11 protein-coding genes are annotated in these 12743 nt (G+C 57.1%); all 11 read right to left on the reverse strand.

All coding sequences use genetic code 11. The features are described from left to right. Positions 1-12: 12 nt before the first annotated feature. The 11 genes from KHA84_RS09565 to sdaAA all read right to left on the reverse strand — a co-directional run bounded on the left by KHA84_RS09565 (position 13) and on the right by sdaAA (position 12741). Positions 13-348: a putative DNA-binding protein gene (locus tag KHA84_RS09565; protein ID WP_213423297.1), complete on the reverse strand. Its 336-nt coding sequence runs from the start codon at positions 346-348 to the stop codon at positions 13-15. Positions 349-426: 78 nt separating this feature from the next. Further along, the gene (ftsY, locus tag KHA84_RS09570; protein ID WP_213423298.1) at positions 427-1440 is read right to left on the reverse strand and encodes a signal recognition particle-docking protein FtsY; all 1014 of its coding nucleotides are present in this window, start codon (positions 1438-1440) and stop codon (positions 427-429) included. Then, the gene (smc, locus tag KHA84_RS09575) at positions 1437-5045 is read right to left on the reverse strand and encodes a chromosome segregation protein SMC (protein ID WP_213423299.1); all 3609 of its coding nucleotides are present in this window, start codon (positions 5043-5045) and stop codon (positions 1437-1439) included. Before smc ends, ftsY begins: the two co-directional genes overlap by 4 nt. 1 nt (position 5046) lies before the next feature. After that, on the reverse strand, positions 5047-5808 hold the full coding sequence (gene rnc / locus KHA84_RS09580) for a ribonuclease III (RefSeq protein ID WP_272875279.1): 762 nt from the start codon (positions 5806-5808) through the stop codon (positions 5047-5049). 123 nt (positions 5809-5931) lie between these two features. Next, positions 5932-6168 carry an acyl carrier protein gene (gene acpP / locus KHA84_RS09585; RefSeq protein WP_213423300.1) on the reverse strand — a complete coding sequence of 79 codons (237 nt, stop codon included), beginning with the start codon at positions 6166-6168 and terminating at the stop codon, positions 5932-5934. Between the two features lie 114 nt (positions 6169-6282). Then, the gene (gene fabG / locus KHA84_RS09590; RefSeq protein WP_213423301.1) at positions 6283-7029 is read right to left on the reverse strand and encodes a 3-oxoacyl-[acyl-carrier-protein] reductase; all 747 of its coding nucleotides are present in this window, start codon (positions 7027-7029) and stop codon (positions 6283-6285) included. Next, on the reverse strand, positions 7030-7974 hold the full coding sequence (gene fabD, locus KHA84_RS09595; protein ID WP_213423302.1) for an ACP S-malonyltransferase: 945 nt from the start codon (positions 7972-7974) through the stop codon (positions 7030-7032). After that, complete coding sequence (gene plsX / locus KHA84_RS09600) at positions 7967-8962, reverse strand: phosphate acyltransferase PlsX (RefSeq protein WP_213423303.1); 996 nt, start codon at positions 8960-8962, stop codon at positions 7967-7969. Before plsX ends, fabD begins: the two co-directional genes overlap by 8 nt. Further along, entirely contained in the window at positions 8959-9537 is a 579-nt protein-coding gene (gene fapR, locus KHA84_RS09605) for a transcription factor FapR (RefSeq protein WP_213423304.1), read from the reverse strand. The genes plsX and fapR overlap by 4 nt, the downstream gene beginning before the upstream one ends. Before the next feature lie 272 nt (positions 9538-9809). After that, the gene (recG, locus tag KHA84_RS09610) at positions 9810-11846 is read right to left on the reverse strand and encodes an ATP-dependent DNA helicase RecG (protein WP_213423381.1); all 2037 of its coding nucleotides are present in this window, start codon (positions 11844-11846) and stop codon (positions 9810-9812) included. Continuing rightward, the gene (sdaAA, locus tag KHA84_RS09615) at positions 11839-12741 is read right to left on the reverse strand and encodes an L-serine ammonia-lyase, iron-sulfur-dependent, subunit alpha (protein WP_213423305.1); all 903 of its coding nucleotides are present in this window, start codon (positions 12739-12741) and stop codon (positions 11839-11841) included. The genes recG and sdaAA overlap by 8 nt, the downstream gene beginning before the upstream one ends. Between the last annotated feature and the right edge of the window lie 2 nt (positions 12742-12743).

Genomic DNA, 12743 nt, shown 5'->3' on the forward strand with positions numbered 1-12743 from the left:
GCCCGCCTCCTATCAGTCGAATTCTTTCAGTTCATGCAAGCGCCGGACGAGATCGCCGGCATCCGTCCCGCCTTGTTCCACATCGGCAACAAGCGCGTCGACGGCTTCCAGCCGCTGACGGAACTTGCTGAAAAGCTGGAGCTTCTGCTCGTACTCTTCAAGCATCGCCTCCGTGCGGCGGATATTGTCATAGACCGCCTGCCGGGAAATTTCATATTGCTCCGCAATCTCCCCCAGGGACAGGTCGTTCAAATAATACAGGTCCATATAGCTTCGTTGCTTCTCGGTCAGCAATGCCTGATAGAAGTCAAACAGGAAGTTCATCCGGGTTGTTTTTTCAAGCAGCATGAAAGTCCCTCCTTCCCGTCTCCGTCAAGAGAATTCTATACAGGGAAAATCCTCCTGTCAAGTAAATTCCCTTGTCTTTCAATCTTCCCCCTGGTCACCGGCTTCGGCCGCTTCCTGTTCGAGTCCTTCCGCAAAAAGACCGTATACGTATCGCTCCGCATCAAATGGCTGGAGATCTTCCATGCCCTCCCCAAGACCGACAAATTTGACCGGAATGCCGAGCTTGTTGCGGATGGCGAGGACAATGCCGCCTTTTGCGGTGCCGTCCAGCTTTGTCAGGACAATTCCCGTGACATCCGTCGCTTCCTTGAATGTCTCCGCCTGGATGAGGGCGTTCTGACCGGTTGTCGCGTCAAGAGCAAGCAATGTCTCGTGCGGCGCGCCCGGCAACTCCCGGCCGATCACCCTGTGCACCTTCTCAAGTTCATTCATCAGGTTGACTTTGTTTTGGAGACGCCCTGCGGTATCGCAGATCAGGACGTCCACGTTCCGGTTTTTCGCCGCCCTTACCGCATCGTACATAACAGCGGCCGGGTCCGAATTTTCCGCCTGGCGGATCACTTCCGCACCGACACGGTCGCCCCATACCTGGAGCTGATCGATCGCTCCTGCCCGGAATGTATCACCGGCTGCCAGCATGACGGATTTTCCTTCACCGATGAACCGGTGCGCCAGTTTGCCGATCGTCGTCGTCTTGCCGACGCCGTTGACGCCCACCAGAAGGATGACTGTCGGTCCCTCATCCTGCATATTGAGGCTGCCTTCACCCTCTTCGCCCTTGTGGTAGATGTCGACCAGCTTCTCGGATATTGCGGTCTGGATGCCTTCTGTATCCTTGACGTTCCGGCGCTGCACTTCAAATCGCAGGTCATCCATCAGCTCCATGACCGTCTCGAATCCGACATCCGCCTGAAGCAGTAGATCCTCAAGCTCCTCGAAAAAGTCTTCATCCACCTTCCGGTAACGGGCGATGAGGTCGTTGACTTTGGATGTGAACGATGTTCTCGTCTTTTCCAATCCGTCTTTATATTTTTCAGTCGTTTCATCCGGCTTGCCGGTCATTTTCTCTTTCAGTTTCTTGAAAAAACTCATATTCCCGCTCCTTTCGGGCCAGCCCCGACTGACGGGACAGGCTCCTCATATTCCACTTCGCTGCCTTCCGTCAGCCTGACGGAGACCGGTTTCGAAATGCCGGACTCCTGCATGGTGATGCCGTAAAGCACATCGGCGCCTTCCATCGTCCCCTTTCTGTGGGTAATGACGATGAACTGCGTCTCGCTGCTGAATTTCTTCAGGTAATCGCTGTATCGGAGCACATTGGCTTCGTCGAGCGCTGCTTCGACTTCATCCAGTACGCAGAATGGCACGGGCCTCACTTTCAGGATGGCGAAAAGGAGGGCGATCGCGGTCAACGCCCGCTCCCCGCCCGAAAGAAGGCTGAGGTTCTGCAGTTTCTTGCCCGGAGGGCATGCGACAATATCAATACCGGTCCGCAGCATGTCGTCCGGATCGGTGAGAACAAGCTCAGTCCTTCCGCCGCCGAACAATTCCTTGAAGACGATGCCAAACTGTCGGCTGACCGCGTGGAATGTACTGCTGAACCGCTCCGTCACTTCGGAGTCCATTTCATCAATTGCGCTTTCAAGCGTTTCCTTGGCTTCGAGCAGATCCTTACGCTGATCAGCAAGGAATGAATGGCGTTCCGAGACGGATTCGAACTCTTCGATTGAAGCTGTGTTGACAGGGCCCAGCTCTTCAATCGACTGCTTCAGAAGCCTCACTTTCTTCCTGGCTTCCTCCGGCAGGAGATTTTCCGGGAATCCGATTCCTTCTTCCGGAAGTTCATCGATTCCGTAGTCATCCTCGAGCGAACTGCGGAGTGATTCAAGCTCATAGGTGATCCGGCCGGCGCGAAGCTCGGCGTCCCGAACAGAAGCTGAATGGGCTTCCCTCTTTTCAGCCGCACGCCGGAATCTCGCTTCCGCCGAAGCGATGGCTTGCTGGAGAGATTCCCGCCTCTTAAGCGCTCCTGACAATTCTTTTTCGTGAGAAGACTTTTTTTCTTTCCATTCTTTCAGTTCGTTCTCGGCTTCCTCGGGGCTTGACTCGGTATCTCCGCCGGCCGTCCACTTTATCTCTTCGCGGAGCCGCGCTGCTCTGGCAAGGCGCCCGGCCAACTCTTCCTCCACTTCTGCAGAAGCCGCTTCCGCCTGTGTCAGCTGTTCGGCAAGAACGGCGGATTCCTGTTTGAGCTCACCAAGCCGGTTGTTCATCCGGTCGCGCTCAGTACGGCCTTCTTCATAAAGGCCCGTCATCTCTTCGATCTCGCCGGATGCCCGGCCGAGCTCTTCCTTGAGGGCTGCCTGCCGTGATTCTGCTTCCCGCATACGATCGCGGATGCCGGAAGTCAGGACCGTCGTACCGGATTCCTCGTCTCCGAACAGGGCCAGGCGGTCGGACAGGCGGCGTTCCGCCGCCTTCAGTTCTGCGACTCTGCCGACGATCCCCACTTCCTTCTCCGTCAGCCCTTCTCGTTCTTCCCTCACCCGATCAAGGTTCTCCGATTCTTTCGCCAGCTGCTGCTTTAGTGAAGCGACCGCCTTTTCCGCATTGCCGATTGACTTCTCGAGCCGGTCCGCATCAGCGGTCACCTGTTCAAGCTCCGCTTTCCTCATGAAGATCGGGTTGCCCCGGTCCGTTCCGCCGCCGGTCATCGACCCCCCGGCATTGACGACATCGCCATCCAGCGTCACGACGCGGTAGCGGTGTCCGGTCAGCTTGGCAATTTCATTGGCCCCTTTCAAGGTGCGGGAGATGAGAACGTTGCCGAGCAGGTTCTGAACGATCGGCAAGTACTTTTCTTCCGCCGTCACGACCGTGTCCCCTGTCCCGATAAAGTCTCCGTGTGATGAAGCGCGGGAAAGTGAAGAAGCATCCACCCGGCGCGGCTTCATCACGGACAGCGGCAGGAATGTGGCCCGGCCCTTCCTGCTATTTTTCAGATAGCCGATCGCCTGGCGGGCATCGGCTTCCGTGATGGTGACGATGTTCTGAGCCGCCGCGCCGAGAGCAGTTTCCGCAGCACCGGCAAACTCTTTTTTCACGGTAACAAGTGAGGCGACCGCACCTTCGATACCGTCGAGGCGGTTGCTTTCGGCGGCACGGAGCACTTCACGGACACCGGTATGGAACCCGGCAAATTCCGCCTCCATTGAAACAAGGGCCTCCCGCCGGCCCTTCAGCTTTTCAAGCAGGCTGTAGGCCTTGTACAGCTGCTCTTGTTTACCGTTCAGATCAGCCGCGATTTGTTCCCTAGACGCCGCCAGTTCCGATTCAGCTGACCGTACAGATGAAAGCCGCTTTTTCACGGCCGCAAGCTCCTGCTCTGCCCCCGCAAGCGTTGCGGAAGCTTCTTCCCACTCTGCCCGGGCCTCTCCTGCACGCGTGCGGTTCCTCTCGGCAGATTCAGACTGGTACTCAAGTTGCTGAGCAAGATGTTTAAGTTCGTTTTTTACGGCTGCTTCTTCGTTCAGAAGTTCGATATAGGCAGATTTCAGCTCGTCGATCCTTCGGGCGGTCTCATCAAGCGGGCGGTCCATGACTTCCTGCAACCGGCGGATCTCGGATCGTGCTTCCCGGAGTGCCTTTTTCCGGATAGCCGCTTCCCGTTCCGCCTGCTCTTTCCTTTGTCTGAGCCTGCCGGCAGCTTGTTCAGTCTCCGCCAAATCTTCCCGCAGCCGCTCGAGCTGCCTCTCGGCATGGGTCTTCCGCTCGGCAAGCACCTGCTTGCGCCCTTCCCATTTTTCAACGTTCGCGCCCGCTTCCGCCAGCGCGTTGTGCAGGCCGTCAAGTTTTGCAGCAAGCTTTTCCGCCTCAGCGCGTAGCCGGCCCAGCTCTGCTTCATGGCGCCCGGCCTCTTCTGCGGCGGCATGCTCAAGTCCGGCTGCTTCTTCCAGTTGCCTGCGGACATCCGCCAACTGCTTTTCGTTTTCACGGATGTCATAAGAAAGGAGTGCCGCGCCGATCTTATTCAGCTCTCCGGACATAGCGAGATAGTCTTTCGCAGCTGATGCCTGAATCTCCAGCGGTTCGAGGCGGCCGTCCAGCTCGTGCAGAATATCAAGCACCCGGTTGAGGTTGTCTTCCGTCTCGAAAAGCTTATGCTCGGCTTTGCGGCGGCGCTGCTTATACTTGAGCACGCCCGCCGCTTCCTCGAAGATTGCCCGGCGGTCTTCCGGCTTGCTGTTCAGGATCTCATCGACACGTCCCTGCGAAATGACGGAGAATGCCTCTTTGCCGAGCCCAGAATCCATGAACAGATCGACGATGTCCCGGAGCCGGCAGTCCTGCCGGTTGATCTGGTATTCGCTATCACCGGAACGGAACACCCTGCGCGTGACACTGATTTCACTGAAATCAAGCGGCACACGGCCATCCGAGTTGTCGAGAATCAGAGTGACCTCGGCAAAATTCAACGCTTTTCTGGAATCACTTCCGGAGAAGATCACATCTTCCATCTTGCCTCCTCGGAGGGTTTTTGCCGACTGTTCGCCAAGGACCCAGCGGATGGCATCGGTGATGTTGCTTTTTCCGCTTCCGTTCGGACCGACGACGGCGGTGACTCCCGGCACAAAGTCCAGGCCGATTCGTTCACCGAACGACTTGAACCCGATGATTTCGAGTCGCTTCAGATACAAATCACTCCGCCTGCCCTTCAATTTTGCGCAGTTCGCCGATGGCGTGGCGGGCAGCCAGCTGCTCCGCCTCTTTTTTTGACTTGCCCTCGCCCCGGCCCAGTTCATCTCCGCCAATTGTGACGGCCGAGACAAATACGCGATCATGGGCAGGGCCCTTTTCGTCCACTATCTCGTAATGGAGCTGGCCGTTTGACGACTGCTGGACCATTTCCTGCAACTGGCTCTTGTAATCCATCACATGGGAAAAAGCACCGACCTCCACTTTCGGGAAAACGATCTTTTCAAGGAATCCGACAACCTTGTCGAATCCGTTATCCAGATAAAGCGCCCCGACAAACGCTTCAAACACATCGGCCAGGAGAGACGGACGCGTGCGCCCGCCGGTCTGCTCTTCGCCTTTGCCGAGCAGAACGTAACGGCCGAAACCCAGCTCATCCGCAAATTGGACAAGGGACGGTTCGCAGACGATTGCAGCGCGCAGCTTGGTCAGTTCGCCTTCGCTCATGGATGGATAAGTCTCAAACAGAAAACGGGAGACGGCCAGCTCCAGGACGGCATCACCGAGAAATTCAAGACGCTCGTTGTCGTCATGGATCCTCCTTCTGTGCTCGTTCACATACGAAGAGTGTGTGAATGCACGGTATAGGAGGGTCGGGTCACCAAATGTGAAGCCGATGTTCTCCTCAAAATCGGCAAATCGCTTATGGACAGATTCCGGGTAGGAACCTTTTTTGTTGTGGCGCTCTTTTTTGTTCATAGTCATCAGATCTGCCTTTCCGTTGTGGATATATGCTAAGTTTACCCCTTTCGGCAGGGTAACGCAAAATGGCAAAAGAGGCTGGCGCCGGCCCGTCTCCGGACTGCTCGCCTGCCTCTTCAAAACCGATCATGCGGTCTTACCTTCAATGTAAGAAACTGCGTCTCCGACAGTCCCGATCTTCTCCGCATCTTCATCGGAGATTTCAAGGTCGAATTCGTCCTCAAGCTCCATGACGAGCTCCACGACGTCAAGGGAGTCCGCTCCGAGATCCTCACGGAAGGATGCTTCAGGCTTCACTTCGCTCTCATCAACGCCGAGACGGTCGACGATCACCTTTGTCACACGTTCCAGAACAGTTGCCAATACGTTCACCTCCTCTCACAGGAGAGTCTGTTTATCCGGCTGCTTCGGCGGCATGCCTTCCGCTTTTCCGGCCACCCAATCAGTATGACAGGCAGCCCGTCCCGCGACAAGGGGTTACATCACCATTCCGCCGTCAACATGAAGAGTCTGGCCGGTGATGTATTCAGAATCATCCGAAGCAAGGAAAACAACGGCGCGGGCCACGTGTTCCGGATCCCCAAGCTTACCGAGCGGAATCTGTGCCAGCATCCCTTCTTTTACATCTTCAGGAAGCTTGTCCGTCATATCCGTCGTGATAAACCCGGGTGCAACGGCATTGACCCGGATTCCCCGTGCGGCCAATTCCTTGGCCGCCGTCTTTGTCAGCCCGATCACACCCGCCTTTGCAGCAACGTAGTTGGCCTGGCCGGCATTTCCCGCGACGCCTACCACTGATGCCAGATTGACGATTGTGCCGGACCGTTTTTTCATCATTGGCCGCGCGACCGCCTTTGTACAGAGGAAGACCCCTTTCAGGTTGGTCGACAGCACGTCATCCCATTCTTCCTCCTTCATGCGCATAAGGAGGTTATCCTTCGTAATACCTGCGTTGTTGACGAGGATGTCGACGGAGCCGAAGCGCTCCATCGTCTCGCTGACAAGCTGCTTGACGTCTTCCTGGCTGCTGACCGAAGCGCGGACGGCAAATGCCTCCCCGCCCGCTTCTTCGATCATCCTGACCGTCTCAGCGGCCTTGTCTTCACTTCCTGCGAAGTTCACGGCGACTTTCGCGCCTTCTTTTGCAAGAGCGATTGCGATGGCTCGTCCGATGCCGCGGGAAGCCCCCGTCACAATAGCGGATTTGCCCGTAAGTTTGCCCATTCACGACCATCCTTTCGCCGTTTCGACGGCCTTGTTCAATGTTTCCATATCTTCCACCCTGAGGACAGTGGCCGAACGGTCGATTTTCCTGATCAGTCCGGACAACACGCCGCCGGGTCCGCATTCGATAAAGAGAGTCACGCCGAGATCCAGCATTTTCCGGACGGATTCTTCCCAGCGCACCGGTGAATACAGCTGCTCTACAAGAAGCTGTTTGGTCTGCTCGGGATCCCGGACAGGTTCCGCGGTGACATTTGCGACGACCGGGAATATCGCCTGGCCGAACCCGACGGAATCGAGCTGTGCCTGCAGTTTCTGTGCAGCCGGCTTCATGAGAGTGGAATGGAATGGCCCGCTTACATCAAGCGGGATCGCACGCTTGGCACCTGCAGCCTTCGCCGCCTCGCATGCCAGTTCAACACCGCGCTTGCTGCCTGAGATCACAATCTGCCCCGGGCAATTCAAGTTGGCCGGCTGCACCGGGTGTCCTTCTCCGGTCACGTCTTCCGTCACGCGCTGCAGTTCTTCGGCACCGAGGCCAAGAATGGCAGCCATCGACCCCTCACCTGCCGGGACGGCCTCGTTCATGTATAGCCCTCTGCGGTGGACGGTCTCGGCTGCGTCACCGAACGACAACACACCTGCCGAGACAAGCGCTGAATATTCACCAAGGCTGTGTCCGGCGGCATAATCGGGACGGATGCCCGCTTCCTTCAAAGCAGCATCAATCGCTGCACCAGCGGTCAGAAGCGCAGGCTGCGCGTGATAGGTAAGTGTCAGTTCTTCCTGCGGGCCATCCTGCATCAGCTTACTCAGCTCGATGCCGAGGCGACTGTCCGCCTCATCGGCAAAGCTGCTGAAAGCTGCGCCATTTCCGATAAATTCCGAGGCCATGCCGACTTTCTGAGAACCTTGGCCAGGGAAGACAAATGCAATTTTACTCATGTTCCCCCATCCTTCCGATCGTCTCTCCGATGCGTGCCGTCACGCCGTGGCCGGCCATGGTCCTGGCTTGGCGGATGGCGTTCATGATGGCATTGGCATTGGAGGATCCGTGCGCCTTGATCAGCGGTGCTTTCAGGCCAAACAGGCCGGCACCGCCGTACTCTGTGTAATCCATTTTCTTTTTCAGGTCCTTAAGTCCGTCCTTGACGAGAAGACCGGCAATCTTGCCCTTCGCGCTGGACATGAAGGCGTCCTTGATCATGGACATGAGACCCTGTGCGGTCCCTTCGATTGTCTTCAGCACCATATTGCCGGTGAAGCCGTCAGTCACGACAACATCGGCGATGCCGTTAAGCAGATCCCTCGCCTCCACATTTCCGATGAAGTTGACCGGAGCATCAGCAATGAGGGCATGGGCTTCCTTGGTCAGCTCGTTCCCTTTATTTTCCTCGGTTCCGATATTGAGAAGTCCGACCCGGGGATTTTGAATTCCCCGGACCTGCTCGGCATAGATGCTGCCCATCACCGCATACTGCGCAAGATGCTGCGGCTTCGCGTCGGCATTGGCTCCCATGTCGAGCATGACAAACCCGTTTCCGTCGAGCGTCGGAAGTGTCGGCGCAAGAGCCGGTCGGTCGACTCCATCCAGGCGGCCGACAACGAACAGCCCTGCCGCCATGAGCGCACCCGTGTTTCCTGCGCTGACGCCCGCGTCGGCCTCTCCGTCGCGGACAGCCTGCGACATGCGCACCAGGGATGAATCCTTTTTCCGCCGGACAGCGCGGACCGGTTCATCATCCCCTTCGATTTTTTCGGTGCAATGAATGAGCTCCAGCCGCTCATGCGTCCCGATCATCGGCTCGATCCGGCCGGAATCACCGTACAGCCGGATCCGGATATCCGGGAACGCCTCAAGTGCTTGGCGCACCCCTTCCACTGCCGCATCGGGGGCATGGTCGCCCCCCATTCCGTCTACTGCTATGATCATGATTGTCCCTCTTTTCCGCTCTCGTGGGTCCGGTACATTTCAAAAGTTCCGATGAAAACAGGCTCATTGCCCACCGTCGAGATCACTTCCACAATGGTCCGTCGCGGGCGTTCCCCCGGCCGCACCGCCGCTTTGGCGACGACCCGCTCTCCCGCCCTCACCGGCCTGATGAAGTTCAGCGAAGATTTCGCTGTAAGCGCAAGCTCGTCGTTGATGACGGCGACCGCCAGGGAATTCGCCTGCGCGAACAGATGATGTCCTCTCGCTATGCCGTTGCGCTGGAAGACATGGTCCTTCGTAACGTCGAACACGGACACCGCGCGCTTGTCCAGCTCTATATCGATGATATCGCCGATCACTTCGTCGATCGGCAGTGATTTTACGTCATCCAGAGAGCGGACAGCCACATCTTTCAGCCGTTCCCGCAATTCGGGAATTCCCTTTTCCATCCGATCCAGCCGGATGGTTTGGACGCTGACTCCGAAATGTTCGGCCAGATCGCCGTCCGTGAGCAGCGGGTTCTCCTCCAGCAGTGAAGACAGGCGGGCCTGACGCTCTCGTTTCTGCAGTTTCATGTTTTCACCACCGGATTAGCACTTGGTACTAATATGAGTATATAAAACAGGCGGGGCAGATTGCAACCATGCTCTGAAACTTTGCTTTGGCGGAGCGGTTATGGGGGTGTGCAGTGGCCGAGCCGGTATGGCAATGTTTCATGGCACAACGTTTCACTTCGGTATGTCAACGTCTCAATGAGCTATGTCAACGTCTCACACCAATTAGTCAACGTTCGTTTTCCGCTCCCTCTTAATTTCTGAAACACAAAAATCCGACAAACGGATTCGGGTCAGTCGATCCGTTCGTCGGATAGGGCTCCGGATTGTTCGATCGTGATCCGTAGTGTTTCATATTCCGGATCGTTCCAGAATGCCTCGGTTGCGATGAGTTGTTCCGCGTCCATCCTGGCTGTATTGAGCGCGCGGTAGTCATGGACGGGATCTGCCACCTTGAAGTCCGGCATGCCGCTTTGGCGTTTCCCGAAAAAGTCTCCGGGCCCGCGAAGCTCCAGGTCTTTTTCGGCCAGGCGGAAGCCGTCGTTCGTCTCGGTCATGGATTGCATCCGTTCTTTGCCGATTTCCGTTTTCGGGTCTGCAAGAAGCACGCAATAGGACTTGTGTGCCCCCCGTCCGACACGGCCGCGAAGCTGGTGCAACTGTGCGAGGCCGAAGCGCTCGGCATCCGAGATGACCATAAACGATGCATTCGGAACGTTTACGCCGACTTCGACGACCGTCGTCGAGACAAGCACATGAAGTTCGCCTTCGGAGAATTCCCGCATGACCTCTTCCTTGTCGTCGGGATGGAGGCGTCCGTGCATCAGGCCGACATTGAACCTTCCGCCGAAATACTGCCGGATCTGTTCGTACATATCGACCGCGTTCTGTACGTCCAGCTTGTCGGACTCTTCGATGAGGGGGCAGATGACGTATGCCTGGCGGCCCTGCTGGAGCTCTTTTCCCATACGTTTGAGGACTGCCGGGAGCGCCTCCCGCTTTGTCCAATAGGTCTCAATCGGATGGCGGCCCGCCGGCATTTCGTCGAGGATAGAGACATCCATCTCGCCAAAAGCCGTGATGGCAAGCGTCCGGGGAATCGGTGTCGCCGTCATGAACAGCACATCCGGGTCTTCCCCCTTTTCTTTCAGGATGCGCCGCTGTTCCACTCCGAACCGGTGCTGCTCATCCGTGATCACGAGTCCGAGCTTCCTGAAAGCTACATCCGGCTGAATCAGGGCATGGGTACCGATGACAAGATCAATCTCCCCGTCAGCCAGCTTCTCCAGGATGATCCGGCGTGCTTTTGCTTTTGTGGAGCCTGATAACAGGGCCATGCGCACGCCGAAGGGCTCCAGCCAATCCGCCAGCGTCTGGGCATGCTGTTCGGCAAGGATCTCAGTCGGTGCCATGAGCGCACCCTGTGCGCCGGACGTGATTGTAGCGTAAAGGGCGATTGCCGCAACGGCGGTTTTCCCCGATCCAACGTCACCCTGAAGGAGCCGGTTCATTCGCACCGGTTCTTTTAGCTCCGCGCAAAGTTCGTTCACGACTCTTTTTTGTGCGCCGGTGAGTTCGAATGGCAAGGAATCGATGAATGCCTTCAGCTTCTCCAGGTCATAATGGTGTTCTGTCCCCTTGCCGGCTTCTTTTCTGACTTTCTTGATCGCCTGCATCTTCAGCTGGTAGCCGAGGAATTCTTCGTAGACAAAACGGCGGCGGGCATGTTTTACATGTTCTGCATCTCGCGGGAAGTGCATGCCTTCGAGCGCTTCCGCAATCCCGGGAAGTTTATATTTCTCCAGAAGCTCGGCCGGCATCGGATCCGGCAGGTCGCCCGCCACCGCATCGAGGGCAGTCCGGATGTACCGGCGGATGGTTTTCTGGTGCATGCCGCCCTTGAGGCTGTAGACCGGCTCAAAATCTTCTCCGGCCTGCTTCGGTCCTTCCTTGAATGAGCTGACGTTGATGGTCTGCCGTCCGCGGTCCCATTTTCCGGTAACGGTGATTGTCATGCCCGGCATCAGGCGGTTCTTGAGATAATGCTGGTTGAAAAACACCGCCTTGACGAGGTGCCGTCCTGCAAGCAGGCGGATCTGCAGCCTGGACCTGTTTTTTCCGGAAAAGAAAACGGAAGGCTCGCTTTCGACCCTTCCTTCAATAGTGACCCGTTCTTCGTGGGGTGTTTCCGACAGGTCTTTGAGACGGTTGTCTTCGTGGCGGTAAGGGAACATCATGACGAGGTCCCCTACCGTGCGGACACCCAGATTTTCAAGTGTTGCGGCGGCTTCCTTGCCGATGCCTTTAAGAGCAGTGACCGGTTCAGTCAACCACACTTTCTTCCGCCTTCTTTCCGAAGATCTCCGCCTCGAGCCGCTTGCCTGTCGGCGTCGCGGCCAAGCCGCCTTTTGCCGTTTCGCGCAATGCGGAAGGCATTGACCGGCCGATCCGGTGCATGGCTTCGATCACTTCGTCTGTCGGGATGACGCTTGTCACGCCTGCCAGCGCCATATCCGCGCCGACCAGTGCCTTGGCGGCACCCATCGCATTGCGCTTGACACAAGGGACTTCGACCAGACCGGCCACCGGATCGCAAACGAGTCCGAGCATGTTCTTCATGACGATGGAAAAGGCTTCGGCACTTTGCTGCGGCGTGCCGCCGGCCATCTCCACGATCGCCGCAGCTGCCATTGAAGCGGCAGACCCGGTCTCCGCCTGACAGCCGCCCGCGGCACCGGAAATGGATGCGTTGTTCGCTACGACAAATCCGAACGCCCCTGACGTGAACAGGAAGTTGATCATCTGCTCGCGCGTCGGGTTCAGCTTGTCCTTTACGGCAAACAGCGTGCCCGGCACGATGCCCGCGGCGCCTGCCGTAGGGGTCGCGCAAATCATGCCCATCGCGGCGTTGACCTCATTGGTCGCAACAGCCTTGCTCACAGCATCGAGAAGAAGATTTCCTGAAAGCGATTTGCCGCTCTTGATGTAGTTTTGGAGCAGGACCGCGTCACCGCCGGTCAGGCCTGATGTCGAACTCACGCCTTCCAGTCCCTTTTCGACCGCCTCTTCCATCACCTCGAGGTTGCGCTCCATCTGTCCGATCACTTCTTCGCGCGAACGCTTGGTAATTCGCATCTCCTGCTCGATCATGATTTCGGAAATCGGCTGCCCGGTTTCTTCCGCAAGCCCGACCAGTTCCTTAACCGATGAAAATAAAATATCCAATG

Source organism: Bhargavaea massiliensis (assembly GCF_018390575.1).
GTDB lineage: Bacteria > Bacillota > Bacilli > Bacillales_A > Planococcaceae > Bhargavaea > Bhargavaea massiliensis.

Excerpts from the sequence above, each read along its gene's own strand:
- ftsY (WP_213423298.1), bottom strand. The coding sequence starts at position 1,440 with ATGAGTTTTTTCAAGAAACTGAAAGAGAAAATGACCGGCAAGCCGGAT.
- plsX (WP_213423303.1), bottom strand. The coding sequence starts at position 8,962 with ATGATCATAGCAGTAGACGGAATGGGGGGCGACCATGCCCCCGATGCG.
- fabG (WP_213423301.1), bottom strand. The coding sequence starts at position 7,029 with ATGGGCAAACTTACGGGCAAATCCGCTATTGTGACGGGGGCTTCCCGC.
- KHA84_RS09565 (WP_213423297.1), bottom strand. The coding sequence starts at position 348 with ATGCTGCTTGAAAAAACAACCCGGATGAACTTCCTGTTTGACTTCTAT.
- rnc (WP_272875279.1), bottom strand. The coding sequence starts at position 5,808 with ATGACTATGAACAAAAAAGAGCGCCACAACAAAAAAGGTTCCTACCCG.
- fabD (WP_213423302.1), bottom strand. The coding sequence starts at position 7,974 with ATGAGTAAAATTGCATTTGTCTTCCCTGGCCAAGGTTCTCAGAAAGTC.
- fapR (WP_213423304.1), bottom strand. The coding sequence starts at position 9,537 with ATGAAACTGCAGAAACGAGAGCGTCAGGCCCGCCTGTCTTCACTGCTG.